This is a genomic window from Winogradskyella sp. R77965, assembly GCF_044594915.1.
In the GTDB taxonomy this organism is placed as follows: Bacteria; Bacteroidota; Bacteroidia; order Flavobacteriales; family Flavobacteriaceae; genus Winogradskyella.
Map to the genome: position 1 here is coordinate 1,909,678 of NZ_CP138990.1, position 22,595 is coordinate 1,932,272.

Annotated in this window: 25 protein-coding genes; 6 read left to right on the forward strand and 19 right to left on the reverse strand. The window is 33.5% G+C overall.

What is annotated here, in order from left to right:
• Positions 1-18: 18 nt before the first annotated feature.
• The 6 genes from paaD to SJY34_RS08550 form a co-directional block, all read right to left on the reverse strand.
• Positions 19-519, reverse strand: a complete 501-nt coding sequence (gene paaD / locus SJY34_RS08525; RefSeq protein WP_400081304.1) for a 1,2-phenylacetyl-CoA epoxidase subunit PaaD — start codon at positions 517-519, stop codon at positions 19-21.
• 147 nt (positions 520-666) lie between these two features.
• Positions 667-1,422, reverse strand: a complete 756-nt coding sequence (paaC, locus tag SJY34_RS08530) for a 1,2-phenylacetyl-CoA epoxidase subunit PaaC (RefSeq protein WP_400081307.1) — start codon at positions 1,420-1,422, stop codon at positions 667-669.
• On the reverse strand, positions 1,422-1,709 hold the full coding sequence (gene paaB, locus SJY34_RS08535; protein WP_400081310.1) for a 1,2-phenylacetyl-CoA epoxidase subunit PaaB: 288 nt from the start codon (positions 1,707-1,709) through the stop codon (positions 1,422-1,424). The genes paaC and paaB overlap by 1 nt, the downstream gene beginning before the upstream one ends.
• A gap of 10 nt (positions 1,710-1,719) precedes the next feature.
• Complete coding sequence (gene paaA, locus SJY34_RS08540) at positions 1,720-2,676, reverse strand: 1,2-phenylacetyl-CoA epoxidase subunit PaaA (RefSeq protein WP_400074725.1); 957 nt, start codon at positions 2,674-2,676, stop codon at positions 1,720-1,722.
• A 65-nt stretch (positions 2,677-2,741) separates the two neighbouring features.
• Positions 2,742-3,815 carry a 2Fe-2S iron-sulfur cluster-binding protein gene (locus SJY34_RS08545; RefSeq protein ID WP_400074727.1) on the reverse strand — a complete coding sequence of 358 codons (1,074 nt, stop codon included), beginning with the start codon at positions 3,813-3,815 and terminating at the stop codon, positions 2,742-2,744.
• A gap of 68 nt (positions 3,816-3,883) precedes the next feature.
• The gene (locus tag SJY34_RS08550) at positions 3,884-4,453 is read right to left on the reverse strand and encodes a TetR/AcrR family transcriptional regulator (RefSeq protein ID WP_400074728.1); all 570 of its coding nucleotides are present in this window, start codon (positions 4,451-4,453) and stop codon (positions 3,884-3,886) included.
• 47 nt (positions 4,454-4,500) lie between these two features.
• Here SJY34_RS08550 and SJY34_RS08555 point away from each other — a divergent pair, with 47 nt between their 5' ends.
• Positions 4,501-4,806, forward strand: a complete 306-nt coding sequence (locus tag SJY34_RS08555) for a rhodanese-like domain-containing protein (protein WP_400074730.1) — start codon at positions 4,501-4,503, stop codon at positions 4,804-4,806.
• Here the strand turns inward: SJY34_RS08555 and SJY34_RS08560 are convergent.
• Positions 4,801-5,415: a DUF4230 domain-containing protein gene (locus SJY34_RS08560; protein WP_400074731.1), complete on the reverse strand. Its 615-nt coding sequence runs from the start codon at positions 5,413-5,415 to the stop codon at positions 4,801-4,803. The two genes, SJY34_RS08555 and SJY34_RS08560, sit on opposite strands and share 6 nt — an antisense overlap.
• A 224-nt stretch (positions 5,416-5,639) precedes the next feature.
• On the opposite strand from SJY34_RS08560, the gene SJY34_RS08565 reads away from it, so the two are divergent.
• Positions 5,640-6,410, forward strand: a complete 771-nt coding sequence (locus SJY34_RS08565) for a hypothetical protein (RefSeq protein ID WP_400074733.1) — start codon at positions 5,640-5,642, stop codon at positions 6,408-6,410.
• A 525-nt stretch (positions 6,411-6,935) separates the two neighbouring features.
• Positions 6,936-7,907: a hypothetical protein gene (locus SJY34_RS08570; protein WP_400074735.1), complete on the forward strand. Its 972-nt coding sequence runs from the start codon at positions 6,936-6,938 to the stop codon at positions 7,905-7,907.
• Positions 7,908-7,912: 5 nt separating this feature from the next.
• Here the strand turns inward: SJY34_RS08570 and gldC are convergent, their stop codons facing one another.
• The gene (gene gldC, locus SJY34_RS08575; protein WP_400074737.1) at positions 7,913-8,248 is read right to left on the reverse strand and encodes a gliding motility protein GldC; all 336 of its coding nucleotides are present in this window, start codon (positions 8,246-8,248) and stop codon (positions 7,913-7,915) included.
• Complete coding sequence (gene gldB / locus SJY34_RS08580; RefSeq protein WP_400074739.1) at positions 8,248-9,267, reverse strand: gliding motility lipoprotein GldB; 1,020 nt, start codon at positions 9,265-9,267, stop codon at positions 8,248-8,250. Before gldB ends, gldC begins: the two co-directional genes overlap by 1 nt.
• Positions 9,268-9,301: 34 nt before the next feature.
• Between gldB and nadE the strand changes: the two genes are divergently transcribed.
• Together nadE and SJY34_RS08590 are read left to right on the forward strand one after the other, a co-directional pair.
• The gene (nadE, locus tag SJY34_RS08585) at positions 9,302-10,090 is read left to right on the forward strand and encodes an NAD(+) synthase (RefSeq protein WP_400074741.1); all 789 of its coding nucleotides are present in this window, start codon (positions 9,302-9,304) and stop codon (positions 10,088-10,090) included.
• 126 nt (positions 10,091-10,216) lie between these two features.
• Entirely contained in the window at positions 10,217-10,846 is a 630-nt protein-coding gene (locus tag SJY34_RS08590) for a response regulator (protein WP_400074743.1), read from the forward strand.
• Here the strand turns inward: SJY34_RS08590 and dnaG are convergent.
• A complete protein-coding gene (gene dnaG, locus SJY34_RS08595; protein WP_400081356.1) occupies positions 10,843-12,810 on the reverse strand; it encodes a DNA primase in 1,968 nt (655 codons plus the stop codon). The two genes, SJY34_RS08590 and dnaG, sit on opposite strands and share 4 nt — an antisense overlap.
• Positions 12,811-13,086: 276 nt before the next feature.
• Between dnaG and SJY34_RS08600 the strand changes: the two genes are divergently transcribed.
• Positions 13,087-13,818, forward strand: coding sequence for a DUF6090 family protein (locus SJY34_RS08600; protein WP_400074745.1), 732 nt, complete (start codon positions 13,087-13,089; stop codon positions 13,816-13,818).
• 66 nt (positions 13,819-13,884) lie between these two features.
• Here SJY34_RS08600 and SJY34_RS08605 read toward each other — a convergent pair whose 3' ends face one another.
• The 9 genes from SJY34_RS08605 to SJY34_RS08645 all read right to left on the reverse strand — a co-directional run bounded on the left by SJY34_RS08605 (position 13,885) and on the right by SJY34_RS08645 (position 22,593).
• Positions 13,885-14,988: a hypothetical protein gene (locus SJY34_RS08605; RefSeq protein ID WP_400074747.1), complete on the reverse strand. Its 1,104-nt coding sequence runs from the start codon at positions 14,986-14,988 to the stop codon at positions 13,885-13,887.
• A 94-nt stretch (positions 14,989-15,082) separates the two neighbouring features.
• Positions 15,083-15,868 carry a hypothetical protein gene (locus SJY34_RS08610; RefSeq protein ID WP_400074749.1) on the reverse strand — a complete coding sequence of 262 codons (786 nt, stop codon included), beginning with the start codon at positions 15,866-15,868 and terminating at the stop codon, positions 15,083-15,085.
• The gene (locus SJY34_RS08615) at positions 15,855-16,433 is read right to left on the reverse strand and encodes an RNA polymerase sigma factor (protein WP_400074751.1); all 579 of its coding nucleotides are present in this window, start codon (positions 16,431-16,433) and stop codon (positions 15,855-15,857) included. Before SJY34_RS08615 ends, SJY34_RS08610 begins: the two co-directional genes overlap by 14 nt.
• Before the next feature lie 119 nt (positions 16,434-16,552).
• Positions 16,553-17,530, reverse strand: coding sequence for a polyprenyl synthetase family protein (locus SJY34_RS08620; protein WP_400074753.1), 978 nt, complete (start codon positions 17,528-17,530; stop codon positions 16,553-16,555).
• 137 nt (positions 17,531-17,667) lie between these two features.
• Complete coding sequence (locus SJY34_RS08625) at positions 17,668-18,690, reverse strand: T9SS type A sorting domain-containing protein (protein WP_400074754.1); 1,023 nt, start codon at positions 18,688-18,690, stop codon at positions 17,668-17,670.
• Positions 18,691-18,758: 68 nt separating this feature from the next.
• Positions 18,759-19,799: a 23S rRNA (adenine(2503)-C(2))-methyltransferase RlmN gene (gene rlmN, locus SJY34_RS08630; RefSeq protein ID WP_400074756.1), complete on the reverse strand. Its 1,041-nt coding sequence runs from the start codon at positions 19,797-19,799 to the stop codon at positions 18,759-18,761.
• Positions 19,800-19,888: 89 nt separating this feature from the next.
• Positions 19,889-20,938 (reverse strand): tRNA preQ1(34) S-adenosylmethionine ribosyltransferase-isomerase QueA, encoded by a 1,050-nt coding sequence (gene queA / locus SJY34_RS08635; RefSeq protein WP_400074758.1) that lies wholly within the window; start codon positions 20,936-20,938, stop codon positions 19,889-19,891.
• A gap of 72 nt (positions 20,939-21,010) precedes the next feature.
• On the reverse strand, positions 21,011-22,234 hold the full coding sequence (locus SJY34_RS08640) for a 3-phosphoshikimate 1-carboxyvinyltransferase (RefSeq protein WP_400074760.1): 1,224 nt from the start codon (positions 22,232-22,234) through the stop codon (positions 21,011-21,013).
• Between the two features lie 32 nt (positions 22,235-22,266).
• Entirely contained in the window at positions 22,267-22,593 is a 327-nt protein-coding gene (locus tag SJY34_RS08645) for a nucleotide pyrophosphohydrolase (protein WP_400074762.1), read from the reverse strand.
• Between the last annotated feature and the right edge of the window lie 2 nt (positions 22,594-22,595).

Here is a 22,595-nt window from a genome sequence, read left to right on the forward strand (position 1 = left end):
CCTTCGTAGGAATAACAATTACTTCAAGCATTTGAAATAATCAAATGGCTCTTGACAATCGTCACATTGAAATTGCGCTTTACACGCTGTTGAACCAAATTGACTGACTAATCTTGTATTCTGAGAACCACAATTGGTACACTTAACTATTCGCTTTCCGTTAAGCAATACGTCTTTATCTGCTTCAGCATCTAAAGGTGCTGCGATGCCGTAATCTTCTAATGCTTTTCTACCTCTTGGTGTAATCCAATCTGTTGTCCAAGCTGGATGTAGAATTAAATCAATTTCAGATTCATATCCAGCATCTTTTAATGCTTTTTTTATATCGTCACCGATAACATCCATTGCAGGACAGCCGCTATAAGTTGGTGTGATTTCTACTTTCACAAGACCGTTAACAAAAATAGCAGAACGCACAACACCCATGTCCATGATAGACAAAACTGGAATTTCAGGGTCTGATACTGACTCTAAAATACCTATCAATTTTTTATCTATATTTTGTTCGGTTGTTGTCATATTTGTTTCCCGTGAAAATAGAAATTTAATTAATTGCTTCTCGATACTATTTATTCGTACCTCATAAATCACTCGAAGTGACGTTCGTGTTATAATCGAGTAGCTATTGCTCTTCGATTAAGAGATTCCTGCTTTCGCAGGAATTTGTTACCATTCCATATTAGGATATGTACGCTGCATGTATTGTAAATCGCTTAATAAATAACCTAAATGCTCAGTATGGATTCCTTGCTTTCCACCTTTTTGAAAGTATTTAGATTCCGGCACTTGCAATGTTGCTTCCTCTAGCACTTGAGAAACTTGACTATAATAAGCATCTTTAAGTTTTGTCACATCTACTCCAATTCCTTCGGCTGCCATGGCCTTATCAGCATCAGTCTGATGAAACAATTCATCTGTATACGTCCATAAATCGTCTATCGCCTCTTGCATCTTTTCTTTACTCTCATCGGTACCATCACCTAAGCGCTTAATCCAATCTGAAGAAAAACGCTCATGATAACTTACTTCTTTAACACACTTATTAGCAATTGCTGATAATGTTAAATCTGTGCTTTTCTGAAGCTCTTTTAGAAACGCCAAATGATACACATCAAATAAAAATTGACGCCCAAGAGTATATGCAAAGTTTGTATTTGGTTGTTCTACCAATAATACATTCTTGTATTCGCGTTCCTTACGAAGCATTGCGATATCATCTTCTGTTCTTCCATCTCCAGCAATCTTACTCGCATATTGAAAATAACTACGGACTTGTCCGAATAAATCTAATGATATATTGGTACATGCGATATCTGTCTCCAAACTTGGTCCATGTCCGCAAAGCTCGCCCATTCTTTGTCCAAGAATTAAACTATTGTCTGCAATACCTAATATGTAATTGTATAAGTTTTCGTTTTTCATTACATGTGTTTTACTTCGTCTGGCAAATCATAAAATGTTGGGTGACGATACACCTTGTCTTGAGCTGGCTCGAATAACTCACCATTGTTCTCAGGGTTAGACGCTGTAATATGCTTTGATTCTACTACCCAAATACTCACGCCTTCGTTTCGTCTTGTGTATACATCGCGTGCATTTTCGAGTGCCATTTCAGCATCAGCAGCATGTAAACTACCACAATGTCTGTGTTCTAATCCGTTTTTACTTCTTACGAAGATTTCCCATAAGGGCCAGTTTTTTGTTGACATGATATTATTTTTAAACTGCTTGTTTTTCTTTTCGTTCTTGTTTCTTAGCCGCATGCGCCATTGCAGCATCTCTTATCCATTCTCCTTCTTCCCAAGCTCCAACTCTAGCTTTCATACGTTCTTTATTCATTGGTCCATGACCTTTCACAACTTGCCAAAACTCATCCCAGTCAATTTCACCGAAATCATAACTGCCTCGTTCTTCATTCCATTTTAAATCTGGGTCTGGAATTGTTAATCCAATCAATTCTGCTTGTGGAACTGTTTGGTCGATGAACTGTTGACGTAAATCGTCGTTAGACTTACGCTTCAATTTCCATTTCATAGATTGCTCCGTATGAACAGAAACATCGTCGGTTGGTCCTAACATCATTAAGCTTGGCCACCACCATCTGTTCAATGCATCTTGAGCCATATCTTTTTGCTCTGGTGTTCCGTTGGCTAATTTCATCATGATTTCAAAACCTTGACGTTGGTGAAAACTTTCTTCTTTACACACACGAATCATTGCTCTTGCATATGGTCCATAAGATGTATTACATAATGGTACTTGATTAATAATTGCTGCACCATCAACTAACCATCCAATAGCACCCATATCTGCCCAAGTGATAGTTGGGTAGTTAAAAATACTTGAATATTTAGCTTTACCTGTATGCAACTGCTCGTACATTTCGTCTCTAGAAATTCCTAAAGTTTCTGTTGCAGAATACAAGTATAGTCCATGCCCAGCCTCGTCTTGAACTTTTGCTAATAAAGCAACTTTACGTCTTAACGAAGGTGCTCTTGTAATCCAGTTTCCTTCTGGTAACATCCCTACAATTTCGGAATGTGCATGTTGAGACATTTGACGAATGTGCGTTTTACGATACTTTTCTGGCATCCAATCTTTAGGCTCGATTTTTTCGTCTCGAGCGATACGCTCATCAAATTGTCTTTCTAAACTTCTAATTTGTTCTTCACTCATTGTTTTTAGCTTTTAGCTGTTGGCTTTTGACCACAAGCGAGTTAATTTTTCTTTTTCAATATATTTTAAACATCAAAATCTACAACGACCTTATCGGTAGTTGGTACTGCTTGGCAACTTAATACCAGATTTTGACTTACTTCTTTTTCATCTAAAGCGTAGTTGATTTTCATTTCGACTTCACCTTCTTTCACTCCGCACTTACAAGTACTACATACACCACCTTTACACGCAAAAGGCAAGTCTGCACCTGCTCCAAGTGCTGCATCTAGAATGTTATCATATTCTTTAGTCATAGTGAAAACGAATTCTTTTCCACCATCTACTATAGTTATTTCTATACCTTCTACATTTTGTTTAGCTAAGCGCTCCTGTCTCTTTATATCTTCTTCCGAAAGGCCAGTAACAAATAATTCATAATGCACTAATTCCTTTGGTAAACCCGCGTCAATTATATACTCGCTTACATAATGCACCATTTTCTCTGGGCCACAAAGAAATACTTCGCTTGTATCAGGTATGTCAATGAATGTTCCACATAGCACCTTCATTTTATCATCGTCAAATCGACCGTTAAATAACTCTATATCTCTACGCTCTTTAGTTAAGAAATAATAAATTTCTAATCTGCCGAAGTATTTATTTCTCAGTTGCTCTAACTCTTCTTTAAAGATAATGGATTTTGCCGTTTTATTCACATAAAACAACTTACATGTTGAATTAGACTCTACTGACAAATGCGTTTTTATCATTGATAACACAGGAGTGATTCCGCTACCAGCTGCAAAAAACAAATAGTTTTTAGAGGCATTTTTATTTACCTCAACACCAAAAGTTCCACTTGGTGCCATGACCTCTAGAATATCTCCTTTTTTAACTTTTTCATTAATAAATGTTGAGAATTTACCTCCAAGAATTTGCTTGACCGCAACTTGCCACTTCGTTTCAATTGGACTTGAGCATAATGAATACGAACGTCGCACATCTTCTCCGTTGATATCTGCCTTTAGAGTTAGGTGCTGGCCTTGTCTATAATTGAACTCCTCGCGCAATTCTTTTGGAATATCAAAAGTTACTACAGATGTATCTTCTGTTTCCTTATAAATATCTGCAACCTTTAAGCTGTGAAATTCTGCCATAGTACCTAAGTCTAAATTAGACTAACAGTTGTTAGTTTATTTAGCAAAGTTATAAAATTTAATCTTAACTATTTGTTAATTCCTTTTATCAGAATTTGATTGAGTGTATTAGACAATTCTTCAAGATTTAGATCTTCTTTTTTGGGAATCCAAATGTAGAGTGACCTAAGCGTTGTTAATATTGAAAACATCATTACCTCTGGATTGGTATTTACAATCTCACCCGACGCAATTCCATCCTTAAGAATGACTCTAAAATCGTCCTCGTAATCTACACGTAATTTCTTGTAATAATTGCGTTGCTCCTTAAGATGCATCCAATCATTATTCAAGGATGCCATTCCATAAATATTCTGACTAGATATCTTTACATGTAACTGAATAATTTGTTTTAGTTTACCAATACAGTTTTCTTTCGAAGATTGAATCATTCGCATTCCTTCCGAGAATTCTTCTGCTAAAGAAATTATAATGGTATCAAGGATATCTTGTTTAGAATTGATATGATTATAAAGACTAGCCGCTTTAATTCCCATTACCTTTGCCAAATCCCTCATGGTTACAGCACTATATCCTTTTTCTTTAAAAAGCTTTGCTGCAACTCTTATGATTTCTTCTTTACGCGTTTCTTGTTTCAAACGATTACACTCTTTTATTATTCGTAAATTTAAGCAAAAAACAAGCTATGGGATTATTCGATTTTATTTTTGGTACTCAGAAGCGTCTGGTTGAAGATTACTTAAAAAATGGCGCATTAATTTTAGATGTAAGAACACAAAGAGAATGGGATGCTGGGCATATTGAAGACTCTATTCACATTCCTTTAAATGAATTAAATGAGGGCGTTGAAGAGATCAAAAAACTTAATAAGCCTGTTATTACCTGTTGTGCAAGCGGAGTTCGTTCAGCAAAAGCTGCAAAGTTTTTAAACCTTAATAATATTGAAGCTATAAATGGTGGCGGCTGGGTAAACTTAAAAAAGAAATTATAGCTTTAAAGTTTGTAAAACTTCTAAAGATTCAACTGGTGTTTGGTTGTATTCCAAGGTCCAACCCAAAGAATTGGTCAATATAAAGAATTTTGAAAGCTCACTAATTAACCGGTTTTGTGCATTAGATTTTAAATCTGAAGCTTCTATCTTTTTCGTCAATTGCTTGTTCACAGTTTCCTTAATCTCATTATAGTCTTTTGCTTCGAACTGGTTTAAAAAATCAGCTTGAATGTCATAATATTCAAAATCTGGGCTAATTTTTATTTCTTCCTCCGGAATACTTTTTATTCGGAGTGTTTTAGTTAACTCATCAACTTCATATTCTATTTTACTTAAATCGTAGCCAATAGTTACATCTGCATTCACGATGACCACGGCTTTCTTTTCAGCTTCTAATAAATCACCAAAAACTGCTTTGGAATTTTTATATGTAAAAACTTCGCTAAAATGACCTTCGGTAACCACAAGCTTTCCTACATTCTTTACTTGCTCTTGTATTAAAGCTGTATTTTCTTTTAGCGTAATTTTCTCTTCTTGTTTATCTCCACAATATTTAAAAGTGAATAGAACAATTAAGGTAATTATGACTCCGAATAGTGTTTTTCGCATAAGCTAATTTAGTGAAAATTGGTTTGAACATAGCTAAATTCAGACATAATTAAATCCTGTTTTTTTGCTTTACATCGTAGTAGGTCGTACGTCAACCCTAAAAAAACGCAAAACATCTTAGATATTCTAAAACTAAATCTTTAGGTTATAACTTAGACCTATATAAGCTGATATTCATGTGTTAAAACCGAATATAAAACCCTCAAATTTTAATAGCTAATATTATGATTAAATCCATTTCCCTCCTACTACTCCTATTTTCGACACTAATTCTTTCTGGTCAGAACATTACTTTGTTGAAAAACTATAATCCAAAGGCTAAAGAACTAAAACATAATTTAAACAAAACCAACGACAGTTTAATATTGGGTTGTGAAAATAAAATTCTTAAAGTTGAAATTTTCAATGAAGATTATGAAGATGTTGTTATTGTTGAAAATCATAAAGCTCAAATCGCTTTAAACAATCTTCCTGTCGGTAAATTTGTTGTTGAGACTAAATTAGAAGATAAAGTCATTATTATGGACTTGATAAAATATCAAGACTTTAATGAAAGGACGAATTCCACCCCTTCGTTCGAAAAAAAGAATGTTGTCGAAGGTAAAGGCATGATGTTAGACGAAAGCCTTAATTTGGTGAAAAGTGCTCCTAAAAGAAGTGTTGGATTTATGTTAAATAGGGGAAAAGCAAAAAAACAAAGTCCAAAAAAACCAAAATTCTATTGGACTATAACAATGGTAAACAATGAAATTGGCTCTATCAAAACCATGCGATTAGTAGATCAAGAAACTGTTGATCGAATGATTTTAAAAAATAAACTTATAAATAAGAACGCTTCTAATAAACTTAATGAACTCATCGTTTGGGAAGTTTACAATACTTCAAAATTTATGGAGCAACAAGTATCTAATCCTGATTTTGTCTATTCATCGACATCAGAGTTTTTTAATACATCTCCATTCTATTCTACAGAAAACATCTCTCAAAACCTCTAGAATTTATAACTTATCCTAAGTCATCGGTAAAATCGTATCCTTATATATGGCATACGATGAGTATTTGGGCGATAAAATCCGTCAAATTTTACAAACTAAAAATATTCCCTTTTACGCTAAAAAAATGGAGGAAAGCTCATTGGGACTTTTTTGCAGGTGTAATGGAGGAAAATGGAGAGAAACCGACAGAAGACATGCTCATAGTTTGCGAAAGATTTGAAAGAATTTGGCCTATAAACCCTTAAATTATAGTAAATAAAAGTGGGCAGATATCCACGAATTCCTTAGTAAGAATATTCACTACAACTAAAGCTAAGCCATTGATTAGCAATTAAAAAAGATGTCACTTATACCATGTTTTTTGCAATATATCGAAGAACTATACACGTTAACTAAAAAAAGTGCTAACCGTCTAAATTTTAGTATTACTCAAATGATTGCTCATAAATTTGTAGTGAACAACATGTATTCTAAGTAGAATATTTAATTGTTCAATTTGTTTCCCAAAAACAAAACCTACTTATTATGAGAAGATTATACATATTCGTATTCTTGCTATTGCCTGCTCTAGGGTTTAGTCAAAAATCAACGTTACTTCAAAATGTTAACACAAGAGCAAAAGAGTTAAAACACCATTTAAACAAAACTGGTGATAGTCTTATTCTAGAATGTGAACGCACTATTTATAGAGTTGAGATTTTTAATAGAGATTTTGAAAAATCGTTAATTGTAAAAGACTCTAAAGTAAGAATTCCTTTAAGAGACATTCCGGTAGGTAGATTTGTAGTAGAAGCGGCATTACCAGACAGACTGATTGTTATTACGCTTTTAAGAAACGAAACTATAAACAACCCTATTAACACACCCAGACCAGCTAGGAAGGTATCATTATTTGGTGATACGACATTAGCCTCAAATGATACACCAGTTGCCACTCCAAAAACTAAAGCAAAAGAGTCTAAGTTAGCTGTTGTAGATAAAAAGGAAAAAGCAGACATTAAGAAGGAGCTTGTTGCTACTGATAAAAAAGTAGCTGTCGTAAAGAAAAAACCTACTGTAAAAACCGCAAAAAACTTAAGCTCTACGAGCACAAAACCTCTTATTGTAGATATAGAATCTACAGTTATTGAATTAAAACGTCCTGCTAAAAACACGCGATTATCATCGTCTGAACGCATAAGTGGGAATACAGGTAATAGAATTATACAAGCCTATTGGATTGTTTATCAAACAAACAATAGACATGGCTCTGGTAAACAAATGCGATTTGGTGATGACGCCTTAGTAGATAAGATGATTGCTCATATTAACTTAGACAAGCGAACAATTGCTGGTAAAGATAATCAGTTAACTGTTTATGAAATCTATGATGTTTCTGCGTTTTTGAAATACAAAATGAAAAATCCAGATGACTATGGTCAAAGAGTAGATTGCTTTAATTCGGTACCATACTTCAAATCAGAAAGAGAGTCTAGCATACCTGAACCTAAGCCATAATTATTTCATTTTTTAAGTTCTAACTTCTCGGCAAAATAATCGCAAAAATCTTTCATTGTTGCTGTCATTTTCTCATCTTGAGTAGCTCTTAAGAAGGTATCGCTCATAGTGACCAAAGTTTGATGAAAAAATAGTTTCATTTCATCTACTGGCATATCTTTAGTCCATAAATCGATCTTTAAGGTTTCTTGAGTTTTACTATCCCAAACCGATAACATTACAGCTTTAGCTTCTTCATTAACAACTCCACCATCTTGTGCAGACCAATTTAGTTTTTCAGGCACACGATTTTCGTCGAGTTCAACATTTAACTCTATCTTAGAATGTATAGTATTAGACATTATTTTTTTGGTTTAAATTTCGATTTATTAAAAATTTCTTGAGGCTCCTTTTGTAAAATTGCCATTACATCATCATCTGTAATATCTGCATATGCTCTTACAATTTGCCAACCTATATATTGCCCTAATTTACCAGGCGACTCATTATCAAACGCTCTGTAAAACTTAGAAAAAGGGGCATTTGAGATAAAACGACTCGGTAATTTACTATCAGAACTGTACAATAGCTCTTCTTCTATAAAATAACTCCAAATCTGACTTTCATTAACTTTAGCCCACTCGATTTGCGTTTCAGAATAACCTATTTTTTCTGCATCAGTTTTAAAAGGAATCATTACATCTTTGAAGTAAAGTAGCTTCCCGAAGTAAATCATTTCTTCAAGAAAAGTTTTGCGCTTCGTCTGATAGACATATTTTTCAGCATAGCCATCTGCTACATCTACTACAATCTGTTCTGACTTAAAATTGTTTGCCAAATATTCTGGTATACCACCATCTACATAAAATCTATGATCTTTTCCTAGGTAATTATCTAACGCAATTAAAGCAATACTATCTGTAACAATCACTTTATCTCTATACTGAACATAATTAGTTAACGTTACAACTCTTGGTACAGCAAACACTTTGTCATAATATTTAACATGCTGAAACAAACGTGTTAGTTCCTCTTTGGTGTCTTTAAAATCACTGAAGGTTTTGTTAACCTCAGACAATATCTCATTATGCAATGTATCTTTAAGTCTATTTACCCAAACAGAATCTGGAGTGTATTTAGAAAATAAAAAAGGATATGCTTCTTTTAATTGAGGCAAATCTTTTGATTCTGCGTTTAAAAATGCTGTATCAAAACGTTCTACCGTAAAATCTACTTCAATATTTGCAATCTCTTTTTCGAGTTTTGAGTCCTCATTACAAGACACAAATATTAATCCTAATATTAAAATTACATAAAATCTCATCTGCATATGGCAAAACATTTTTAATCCTAAAAGGTTTCCGTTATTTTTGTTGTGCAAAGGTACACTTCTTTGTTTTAAAAATTCAAAAATTATGCAAACAGAAAAGGTTGTAAATCATATCGTAGACTGGCTTAAAAATTATGCGGTAAATGCTAGAGTTAATGGTTTTGTTATCGGAATTTCGGGAGGAATTGATTCTGCAGTTACCTCCACACTTTGTGCTAAAACGGGTTTAGACCTGTTGTGCATTGAAATGCCTATACATCAAGCCGCAAGTCATGTCACAAGAGCACAAGAGCACATAGCACAGTTAAAAAAACGTTTTCCGAATGTAAAAGATACACGAGTAGATTTAACGCCAGTTTTTGAAGAATTTAAAACCGAAGTAAGCCTTGATGGCAAACAAGCTACAGTAGATATGGCTTTAGCTAATACAAGAGCTCGCTTGCGAATGACAACTTTATACTACCATGCTGGTTTATTAGGTCTTTTAGTTGCAGGAACTGGAAACAAAGTTGAAGATTTTGGCGTCGGTTTTTATACTAAATATGGTGATGGTGGAGTAGATTTAAGTCCAATTGCAGATTTATTAAAATCTGAAGTTTATGAACTTGGAGAGTATTTAAAAGTACCTGATTCCATTATGAAAGCTGCTCCTAGTGATGGTTTATTTGGAGATGCTCGTAGTGACGAAGACCAAATTGGAGCATCATATCCTGAATTAGAATGGGCCATGCAGATGAAAGACGAAGGTAAGAAAGCTGAAGATTTTGAAGGTAGAAAACGTGAAGCTTATGAGATTTTTATGCGTTACAATACATCGAACAAACACAAGATGATTCCTATACCAATTTGCGAAATTCCCAATAAATTAAAATAATTATTGCATTTTATCGAATAAATTAGGGCAGATGCTTAAATTTTCATTAGCTTTGTTCAACGAATCTCCTCTAATTTCTTGACTTAGTTTTTTTATAATTAACCCTAACCAAAAAAATCAATTATCATGATACACATTTTGATTGTTGACAGTCACCCTATTGTAAGAACTGGACTAGAACTATACTTAGGTAGTAAGTCAGATTTTAAAATCGTAGGGAATTTAAGTAGTGGTATTGAAATCTTTGAATTTGTAAGAAGAAACAAAGTAGATGTCATAATATCCGAAATAGATTTACCAGAACTCAATGGTATTACTGCACTCAGAGCTATTAAAAAGGAGTATAAATCTATTAATGTTTTAATGTTTAGTCATCAACCTGAAGAAATTTATGCCATTAGTACACTAAAAGCTGGTGCATCTGGCTATCTAAACAAAACTGCAAGTGTTGAAGAAATTGAAGCTGCAGTTAGAAAAATTCATTCTGGTGGGACTTCCCTTAGTGACAAAATGGATAAACATTTCCGCTATGAAGATACTCGTAAAAGTAGAAGCCGAATGTTCAAAAAGCTTTCTACAAGAGAAGTTGAAGTTTTAAAACTCCTATCCATCGGAAGAAAAAACAAGGAAATTGCACAAGAATTAGATATTAACGAAAAGACAGTGAGCACTTACAAAGCAAGACTTTTTAAGAAATTGAATGTCAATAATATCGTTGACCTAATTCACCAAGCAAAGCATCATAACCTCACCTAACCTCCTATAACTTTACCTAGCTTACGTGAGAGTAGCATCTTTAGTCCTACATAGTCTTTAACATCTTCTATGATTGCCCTGCTATCTGAGTCTTCTAAAAGTGTATCATTTTTATATTCTGCAACTTTCTGATCTATTAAATAACACCGTAAACTCAAAATTGTTTGGCTTACCAATAGTGAAATAGAATGTTCTTTTTCCTTTGGAATAATTTGATTGCGCTCCCAATCGTGAAGGTTGTATTTTTCATCTTCCATTAAAATACTAGTCACAGTACCTGCAAATTCTTGGTCGAGTTGATTGATAAAATCTTTGGTTGAAAAGTTTTCATCTTGATTTAACTTGTCTATTATTGAATAGTATAGTTCCTTAAACCTTTCATTAGTAAATTGCATTTCATCTTCTTGAAGATCTAGGTATATTTTTTCGAATACTCTAGCCTCTTGTGTTGTCGGTTCTAAAGTTAAATCTCCGGTAACCTCATCTTCCTTCAATATTAAATCTTCAAACTGCTCCGTTCTATCACCATAAAGCATTAATATTTCAATGATTTTTCGTTCAAGCTCATATTGCACATTAACCTTTTGTTTCGGTTCCTCAACATGCTTTACGACCTCAAAAGCTTTTTGTTGTTGTTTGTATTGTTTATTGGCCTCCTGAGCGTCTTTTTTACTAATTTGAGCTAAAGTGCTAAACAGTACATTCTCACTAATATCCATAATGCTAGCGCATTCTTGTACATAGACTTCGCGCTTAATGGCGTCAGGAATTTTGGCAATACTATTTACAATTTCTCGAATAGTCTCTGCCTTTTTAATAGGATCGTTATTCGCTTCCTTTACAAGAAGAGAAGCTTTAAATTGAATAAAATCCTTAGCATTTTCATTGAGATATTCGGTAAGCTCTTCTAAGGTATTTGACTTTGCAAAACTATCTGGGTCTTCACCATCTGGAAACGTACAGACCTTTACATTGACTCCTTGTTCTAGAATTAAATCGATACCACGAATAGAAGCCCTAATACCTGCTGCATCACCATCAAAAAGTACCGTAATGTTATTTGTAAGCCTATTAATTAAGCGGATTTGATCTGAAGATAATGCAGTACCAGATGAGGATACTACATTTTTTATACCTGCTTGGTAAAACTGAATAACATCTGTATAACCTTCTACTAAATAACAATTATCTTCTTTAGCAATAGTCTGTTTGGCATAAAATAAACCGTAAAGTATTTTACTCTTATGATAGATTTCACTTTCTGGAGAGTTGAGATACTTAGCTGCTTTTTTGTCGTTAACTAAGATACGACCGCCAAAGCCGAGAATTCGTCCACTCATACTATGAATAGGGAACATTACTCTACCCTTAAATCTATCGAAGCGTTTTTCTCCTTTTACAATCGTTAAACCCGTTTGTTCTAAAAATTCGAGTTGATAACCCTTACCAAGCGCATCATCTGTAAAGGCTTGCCATTCATCTAAAGAATAGCCTAGTTGAAACTTTTTAATAGTCTCTTCGGTAAAGCCTCTTTCCTTAAAATAACTTAAACCAATGGCTTTACCTTGATCTGTTTTGTGAAGTGTTTTCTGAAAATACTCATTGGCATATTCACTTACCAAATACAGACTTTCACGAGCATTTTGTTGTGCCTTTTCTTCGTCTGTGCGCTCGGTTTCCTCAATTTCTATGTTATACTTTTTTGCTAAGTATTTAATCGCCTCAGGATAAGTAAAATGCTCGTGTTCCATTAAAAAGGTCACGGCATTACCACCTTTACCGCTAGAGAAGTCTTTCCAGATTTGCTTTACAGGCGAGACCATAAAACTTGGAGAACGCTCGTCGCTAAAAGGGCTTAAACCTTTAAAATTGCTGCCTGATTTTTTGAGTTGCACAAAATCACCTATCACCTCTTCTACGCGAGCGGTTTCAAATACTTGGGCTATGGTGTTTTGCGAGATCATATTACTTCCTGCGAAAGCAGGAATCTTACTTTTTTTGTCATTCCGCATTTGATGCGGAATCTATTTTAATAGCGTTTTGATAGTTTTCTGGATTCCTGCCTACGCAGGAATGACAAGTCTGTAAATTTAAGATAAACAATTTGTTTTAAAAATTTATAATCTAAATTAACTTGACTTTCTCATTTGAAACACCGAACTTCGTTAACGTCTGATATAAGTCATTAAAACGGCCTCATATCACTAAAGTTGTGCTTCATTATGACAAACCAATAACCAATGATTAAATTCTTTAGAAAAATTCGCCAAAACTTGCTTATGGAAAACAAAACTGGAAAATATTTCAAATATGCAATTGGCGAAATTGTGCTTGTCGTTATTGGAATTTTGATAGCTCTACAAATTAATAACTGGAATGAAAACCGCAAACAAAGTAATGTTATTCAAAATTACTATTACCAATTAGAAGAAGACTTGGTTGATGAGACAGACAACATAAAAGACAAAATTTCTCGAATTAGTGAAAGTATAGTTTCCTATGAACAATATTTAGAACTTACTAAAGAATCAAATTTAAAACTCATCGAAATGATAAATGCACTAACTGAAGTTAAGTTAGCTTTTTGGTATCCATCATTTAATTCTAATACTATTGGAACGTTAGAGACTACGGGAGACATAAAATTAATGTCATCTCTCATAAGACAAAAGTTAATTTCTCTGATAAGAGAACAAGAAGGAATTGTCAGTCAAGCCAATGGAAATTACAGTGTTTATTTAAGTGATTTACAAAAAGCTGGGAATTTAGGATTTTATAGAAACAATTATCACTTGAAAGAAAATAGCCATTTAAATTATACAGGAAACTACCCAGAAATAATAATGACTCTTGAGAACGCTTTATATCTTAAAAATTACACAGAAAAAAGACAAATAATTGAATTAAAACAAATGTTAATTAATGTCAATGAATTGAAAGAATTAATTAAGATTGAGATAAATAAAAAATAACGAAACACAAAAAAGCCTTAATCTATTGTTAGATTAAGGCTTTTCAACACTCAAAAATTGATTGGTTTAGTCCATATCAAAACGGACTCCGACTGAAATATTATTTTGTTCTACAGTTTGGTTTTTAAATAATGGATTAAGGTCGTATTTTACATACAATGCAATCTCACCAAGAGCGACATAACCACTTAAACCATAAACAAACTCACTGACTTCTAGACCACCACGTTGCTTATCTTTTACGCGCTCTCCATTTTCTTTGAACTTTAGTTTTTGCACGCTACCAATATTAAGGCCTGCATAACCACCTAAACCTACTTTTAATTTCTTGTGCGTAGAATACCTAAAATAGTTCTCTTTTTCAATTTTCTTAGATGGCCCGAATTCTATATGCATTGGAAATACCAAATTTGTAGTTCTAAATTTTGCTTTATTTAAGTCCGCTGAAAATTCCTGTAATACAATATCACCATCATTATTCACTAAGAAGTTATTATCCTTAATATTTAGCTTATTCCACTGAAATGAGAAACCGTACTTAAGTCTCCAAAAGTTAGTATTGTCAAAAATCCTTGTTTTCCAGGCGTATCCTAATTCTACAAAACCAGAGCCACCTAACCTATATGGCGAATCATCTAGGTCTTGTCCGTCTATTAATGCATTATTAAAACCAAAAGCAAAAACTACGTCTTCAGTTGTTCGTCTATCGTATTTTCTTGGTTTGTCATCTGCCTCATCACCAATGTAGATAAAACTTTCATTAGTATCATCATCGCCACCTATTCTAATAATTAAACGATCGCCTTCTTCATCTATTTTATATTGATAAGCGTCATAGCCATTTCTTTCTAATAAAGCTATTTTCTGATCTATAATTGCCTTTCTATTCTCTATGTTAAGCGCCGCTACTTTCGCAGCTTCTTTTTTTAAGGTTTCCGCTTCTGCTGCTGTAATTTCTTTTTTATCTAATCGTTTATTAATCTTTGCTATTTTTGATTTTAAAATAGATTTTTCCTGACCTTCTATTTTGGCTCTATCCTCTTCTAAATGACTTATTTTATCATCTATTTTTGCTATTTTAATTGAGTCTAACTCTTTATTTTGTCCTTGTAGTGTAGAAACTGTTAATGCTAAAATTGCATATACTACTAATCTTGTAATTGTATTCATAACTGTTCGTTTTTTGATTTATTGATGTTTATTTGATTTTAATTTTTTTATAAAGATGCTTCGGTTATGCTCGGCCTGACATCTCATGTTGATTTTAGTTATTGCGATCTGCAACTGCCGTTTTTACAGTTTTATAACTTTCCGTTAGCGCTTCAAACACTTTACTCCTAAAGGATTGTCCCATTTCATCCTCTACACTCATTAATAACGCGTTTGCATCTACTGTTTTTGAGGGTTCTTTTTGTAATTTCTCCTTAAAGAGTTCTTTACTCGCTAATTTTAATAAGGAATCTATTTCTCTGTCTGTAACGGTTGTGTTTTCAGATTTTAAATTATTCAATGCATCTGCAACCGCTTCCTTCATTATAGCATCATTAGTTATATTCTGTACATCTTTATTTAACTCTTCCTGCTTTTTAGATGCACTATTTTCAGTGTCTGAAGTTATATTCTCAGCAAGTTGATTTTTAGATTTAACTTTATTATTTATAACTTTTTTATAGTCTAAAATTTGAGGTTCATCAATACTTGGTAAGCTTTCATTTTCATCTTCAACAATGTCTTCTTCACTTGCTAACTCAATAGATTTCGTCTCATTTAGGTTTGGTGCCTTATTTTCTAATTGCTCTACTTTGGGTTCATCGTTTACCATTTTTTGTTGAGTGTCTTCTGCATTACTCGATTTAAAAAAATGGGCAGACACAGCTATCATTATAATCAATCCTGCAGCAATACTTAACCACCAAAAGATTGGATTTCTCGATTTCTTTTCGTCTGCGTCTAATCGTTCGGATAGTTTAGACCAACCTTCTGATGATGGAGACAAGGTGCGTTTCTCGAGCTTGTCTTTTATGTTTTCTTCGAATTTAATTGGTGCCATAACTATTGTTATTTAATTCTTTAATTTTCTTTTGAAGCATTTGTCGTGCTTTAAATAATTGCGATTTTGATGTGCCTTCAGAAATGCTTAATAATTTAGCAATTTCATTGTGCTTATAACCTTCTATCGCATACATTACAAATACCATTCGGTAACCTTCTGGCAGACTATCAATGAGCTGTTGTATTTCAGCAACCTCAATATTTGTTTTAATATTATTAGAATAATCGTGTTCTAAATATTCGTCTTCGGCAGCAAATTCTATATTCTTTTTCTGTCTTAAATATGAAATTGCTTCTCTTACCATTATTCGTCTTATCCAACCTTCAAAACTGCCTTCATTTTTAAATGTTTTAAGGTATTTAAACACTTTAAAAAACCCATTCAACATTACTTCCTCTGCTTGGTGTACATCTTTAATATAATATCTACATACACTGAGCATTTTTGGCGCATGTAACTCATACAATACATGTTGTGCTTCGCGATTGTGTTTCGCGGCTCTCTGTATGAGTTTAGATTCGTTCCGATAGCTATCGGAATTATGAAGTTGAATAACTTTCATTAAGTTGATTTGTATTGCGCTTCTATTTATAGAGACGCAATTTTGTTACCTAGGGTTGTCTGGGAAGTGAAAAATAATTGAAATAAATTTTAATTATTTGAATATCAATTATTTAAATTTTATTTTTTTCTGTCAATTACGTAATCTACCATAAGCTTTAAGGATGCCTTATATTCAGATTCGGGATAAGTTCCTAACAGATTTAGTGCTTCCTCTTGGAAGGTTTTCATTTTTGAAACCGCATATTCTAAGCCTCCATTAGATTTTACAAAAGTGATCACTTCTTTTACACGCTTTTTATCCTTATTGTGATTTTTGACCGAATTAATCAGCCAAGATTTTTCCTTTTTAGAGCATTTATTTAGCACATAGATAAGCGGTAAGGTCATTTTTTGTTCTTTGATATCAATACCTGTTGGTTTTCCGATGGCTTCTTCACCATAATCAAATAAATCATCTTTAATCTGAAAAGCCATACCTATGAGCTCCCCAAATCTTCGCATAGTTTCTACATCTAGAGAATTTGGTTTTACTGATGCAGCACCAAGGCTACAACATGCAGCGATTAAGGTCGCTGTTTTCTGTCTAATTATATCGTAATAAATATCTTCTGTAATATCGAGTTGACGCGCTTTTTCAATTTGAAGCAACTCACCTTCACTCATTTCGCGTACAGCAACTGATATAATTTTCAATAAGTCGAAATCATTGTTATCTATAGAAAGTAATAAGCCTTTTGACAATAAATAATCACCTATGAGAACAGCAATTTTATTTTTCCAAAGTGCATTAATAGAAAAGAAACCACGTCTTCTATTACTGTCATCCACAACATCATCGTGCACTAATGTTGCTGTATGTATTAATTCAATAACTGATGCTCCTCTATAGGTACGCTCGCTAACCTCACCATTATTCATCATTTTAGCAACCAAGAATACAAACATTGGTCGCATCTGTTTGCCTTTTCGATTAACAATATAGTGCGTTATTCTATTAAGAAGCGCTACCTTACTTGCCATAGAGAGTTGAAACTTTTGTTCAAAAAGTTCCATCTCGTAAGCAATGGGTTGTTTTATTTGTTCGGTTATTTTCATTATTCTCTCACAGAATAAATCTATTGAAATTAAGATATTACTGCCCTACAAATATAACTTATAGAGGTGTAGCACCATAAATAAGGGCTTTGATTTTTCAAAGCCCTTATTCGTGTATAATTATCTATTTAAATAATTTAATTCTTTATGAATTTTCTCGTTTCTGTTTTAGCATCTGTGGAAGTTATATTCATAAAATAAATACCAGAATTAAGTTTTGAAATATCGAACTGAATTTCTTGCTTTAAATTATTGCTCATTTCTAGAACAGTTTGTCCCAAACTATTAATAAACTTCACATTTTCAATCATGTAATTTGATTTCAAAGTTATTATATCATTCGCTGGATTAGGAAATATTGAAGTAATCCCTGATACAAACTCTTCGGTGCTAAGTAATGTATTTGTTGCCGAAGCTCTTACTATAAAATCATCAAATATCATCGTTTCTGAAGTAGTGTTTGATGATGCTGCAGTAGATCCTGAAAATGCAAAGAAATCTACTTCCGCTGGTGTATCAGTTGCTGTATTAGTTGACAAAGCCAAAGGACCATCTGTAATAATTTCCCCATCGATAAGAACTTCTCCCGTTATTGTGTTATAACTAATCCCGAAAGTAGAAAAAGTATTAGAGGGTATAATTAACGAACCCAATCCATATATAAAATTATCTGGTGCTGGTTCCCCAGTTGGTTGGCTATATGCTACCAATGATATTTCATTTGTAGAAGCATCTATACTTACACCGGCCAAAATTTTAGAAAAATCTGCTGTGTAAATATAAACACCGAAATCATTTTGACTTGCTGAACCGGTGTCTCCTGGGTTAATAGAAAATTCGACTTCAACGATATCATTGCCAGATGTTCTGGCTGTCCAAGATGCGGAAAATCCATCATTCCATGCAAATACTCCTCCACCATCACCATTTGGTCCAGTTAAAGTAAATCCATTTGAAGCGTTATTACCATTTGCTGTTATCTGCAAACTAGCCTCACTAATGTTTGTTGAAGTGCCTGTTCCGGGATCAATAAAAGTCATCCAGCTACCTTGTCCTGATATATTACCAGCAGTTAGCCCGTTAAAGTCTTCTGACCTAATAGATTGACCTAAAGCCATAAGAGGGATGACAAATAATAAATAAAGTAATTTTGTTTTCATATTGAATGGTTTTAATTAATACCTTAAGTTATAATTTTTCCTTCAAATAGAAGAAATAAGTTGAAATTTTAACTTTTATTAGCAAGCTGCCCACAAGCGGCATCAATATCCTTTCCTCTACTACGTCGAACAGTAACAGTGATGTTATTCGCTTCGAGAACATGAACATACATGTCTATAGCTTTTGCATTGGCTTGTTGAAACTCACCATCATCAATAGGATTGTACTCTATAAGATTTACTTTACTTGGTGCGAATTTACAGAATTCAACTAAGGCATCTACATCTTTACGTTTATCATTAATACCATCCCAAACCACATATTCATAGGTGATTCTATTTTTTGTTTTGGTATACCAATATTGTAATGCTTCACGCAAATCATTCAATGGAAATGTAGCATTAAAAGGCATTATTGAAGTTCTTACCTCATCTATTGCCGAATGTAGAGATACCGCTAATTTAAACTTCACCTCGTCATCTGCCATTTTCTTAATCATTTTTGGCACACCAGATGTAGAAACCACTATACGTTTTGGTGACATTCCTAAACCCTCTGGTGATGTGATTTTACCTATGGCTTTCAGTACATTATTATAATTCATGAGTGGTTCTCCCATACCCATAAATACAATATTACTTAATGGTCTGTTATGGTATAAGCGACTTTCATTGTCAATAGCAACAACCTGATCATAAATCTCATCTGGATTGAGGTTCCGCATACGCTTCAACCTAGCTGTTGCACAGAATTTACAATCTAAGCTACAACCAACCTGAGAAGATACACAAGCTGTGGTTCTTGTTGCCGTTGGAATTAGAACTGATTCTACTATTAAATCATCATGAAGTCTTACAGCATTTTTAATGGTACCATCAGAACTGCGCTGCATCTGATCTACTTTAATATGATTGATCACAAAATTATCTTGAAGCATTTGCCTCGTATCTAAAGATATATTAGTCATATCTTCAAAACTATGAGCAGATTTTTGCCACAACCATTCATAAACCTGATTACCTCTAAAAGCTTTATCTCCTTGTTTAACAAAAAAATCTCTTAGCTGTTCTTTGGTTAATGCTCTTATGTCTTTCTTTTTCAGTTCCATTTGATGCAAAAGTACTTAAATGAATTCGGTTTTCTCTTAAAATAAAAAAGCCTCAACTAAGAGGCTTTCTGTATTATTTTATATCATAATTAGATGATAAGCATAGCATCACCATAAGAGTAAAACTTATACTTTTCTTTTACAGCTTCGTCATAAGCTTTCTTAATGAAATCGTGACCAGCAAATGCAGAAGTCATCATTAACAACGTTGACTTTGGTGTATGGAAATTGGTTATCATACAATTAGCAATGCTAAAATCATATGGTGGAAAAATAAACTTGTTGGTCCAACCATCAAATTCATTTAATCTACCATTTGATGATACTGAACTTTCTATAGTACGCATCGATGTTGTACCAACTGCACACACACGTTTTTTATTCTCAATACCTCTATTGACAATATCTGCTGCTCTTTGTGTAATAACTATTTCTTCACTATCCATTTTGTGCTTAGACAAATCTTCAACCTCAACCGGGTTGAATGTGCCTAAACCTACATGCAATGTTACTTCTGCTGTTTCTACACCCTTAATTTCTAAACGCTTAAGTAAATGTTTAGAGAAGTGCAAACCTGCAGTTGGTGCCGCAACAGCTCCTTCGTTTTTTGCAAAAATAGTTTGGTAGCGCTCTTCATCTTCTGGCTCTACATCTCTTTTAATATATTTAGGTAATGGCGTCTGTCCTAGTTCTGTTAACTTTCTTCTAAAGTCTGTGTACGACCCATCATAAAGAAAACGCAACGTACGTCCTCTAGAAGTTGTATTATCAATAACCTCAGCAACTAATGTCTCATCTTCACCAAAATAAAGCTTGTTACCAATTCTTATTTTACGTGCAGGATCTACTAATACATCCCAAAGACGTTGATCTTGGTTTAATTCACGTAGCAAAAATACTTCAATACGCGCTCCAGTCTTTTCTTTATTTCCGTATAAACGTGCAGGAAAAACTTTAGTATTATTTAGAATCATCACATCACCTTCATCAAAATAATCGATAATGTCCTTGAATTGTTTGTGCTCAATAGTCTGTTTTTCTCTATTAAGAACCATTAATCTTGCTTCGTCTCTGTGCTCTGCAGGATGTTCGGCTAATAATTCTTCTGGAAGGTCAAAACTAAAGTGTGATAATTTCATGTAGTAATATTTATTTTTTTACAAGTCGCAAATATACAATCTCAACATAGGCCTTGTCAAGTAAAAGCGTGTTTATTTTATATTGAAGCCAATTGCACTAAAATCATCCCAAAATTGAGGGTATGATTTACTCACAACATCAGCGTTTTCGATATGAATTGAAGTTTTTAAACCTAGAGGGGCAAATGCCATTGCCATTCGGTGATCGTTGTATGTGGCAATGGATATATTACTTTTAATATCATTTGAAGCTTTTACCCTTAATGAATCTTCTGTAATGACTATTTCTGCTCCTAATTTTTCTAATTCCGTTTTAAGCGCCACCAAACGATCAGTTTCTTTAATTTTTAAAGTATGTAAACCTGTCATATAACATTCTACTCCCAAACCAAACGCGGTTACAGCTATAGTTTGTGCAATATCTGGTGCATCACTAAGATGAAATTCTAGATGAGACGTTTTTGAGTTCTCAGTTTTGACTAATCGGATACTATTTTCATTGTAAAATGTAGTCACTCCAAAGCTTTCATAGATTTTCGCTAAAACCGAATCCCCTTGTAAACTTTCTTTTTTATAAGCTCCTATTGTAATTTCTGTTCCGACAGCACATAAAGCGATAACACTATAAAAATAGGATGCTGAAGACCAATCAGACTCAACAGTTAGCGTTTGAGATTCTATATCGGATACTTTAGGTTTTACTGAAATAGTATTTTCCACAAAACTAGTTTCAATACCAATTTCGTTCAACAAACTCAATGTCATTTTAATATAAGGAACCGATGTTATCTTGCCATTTAGAGTTAATTCTAAGCCATCTTCTAATTTTGAAGCAATAAGCAATAATGCTGAAATATACTGACTACTTACATTGGCCTCTAAAGCAACTTTATTCTTAGTTAGTTTTTTACCAACTATTTTTAATGGTGGAAATCCATCGTTTTCTAAATAAGAAATATCTGCTCCTAAAGTTCTTAATGCTTCTACTAAGATTTTTATTGGTCGTTCTTTCATACGAGAAGAACCCGTTATCATCACTTCCTTACCATCTTGAATAGATAAGTAAGCTGTAAGAAATCGCATTGCCGTGCCTGCATGATGAATATCTATTATTGATTCATTGGATGTCAAAGCTTTTTGCATCAAAACAGAATCATCTGAATTAGAAAGATTTTTGATTGTTATCTGAGGGTACAAAGCTTGTAGTAGCAACAATCGATTAGATTCACTTTTAGAACCTGTTATTTGAATTGTTTGATGATTACTAAGCGTTGATTTTTGGATACTGATGTCCATAAAGGGAACTCTAAATAAAATGAATCACAAAACTACTTTAATTTCTCATTATTATGATGCCTATCGTGATCTCGTTTTGCTTTTTTATTCATTTTTTTATCGAAAGCCTCTTGTAGATCTATTCCTGTTTGGTTGGCCAAGCATAAAACAACAAACATAACATCGGCCAATTCTTCTCCTAAATCTTTATCCTTATCACTTTCTTTTTCGCTCTGTTCACCATAACGTCTTGCAATAATACGAGCGACTTCCCCGACTTCTTCTGTAAGTTGGGCCATATTGGTGAGCTCATTAAAATAACGCACTCCGTGCTCATTTATCCAGTTATCAACTTCTTTTTGCGCGTTTTTTATATTCATGG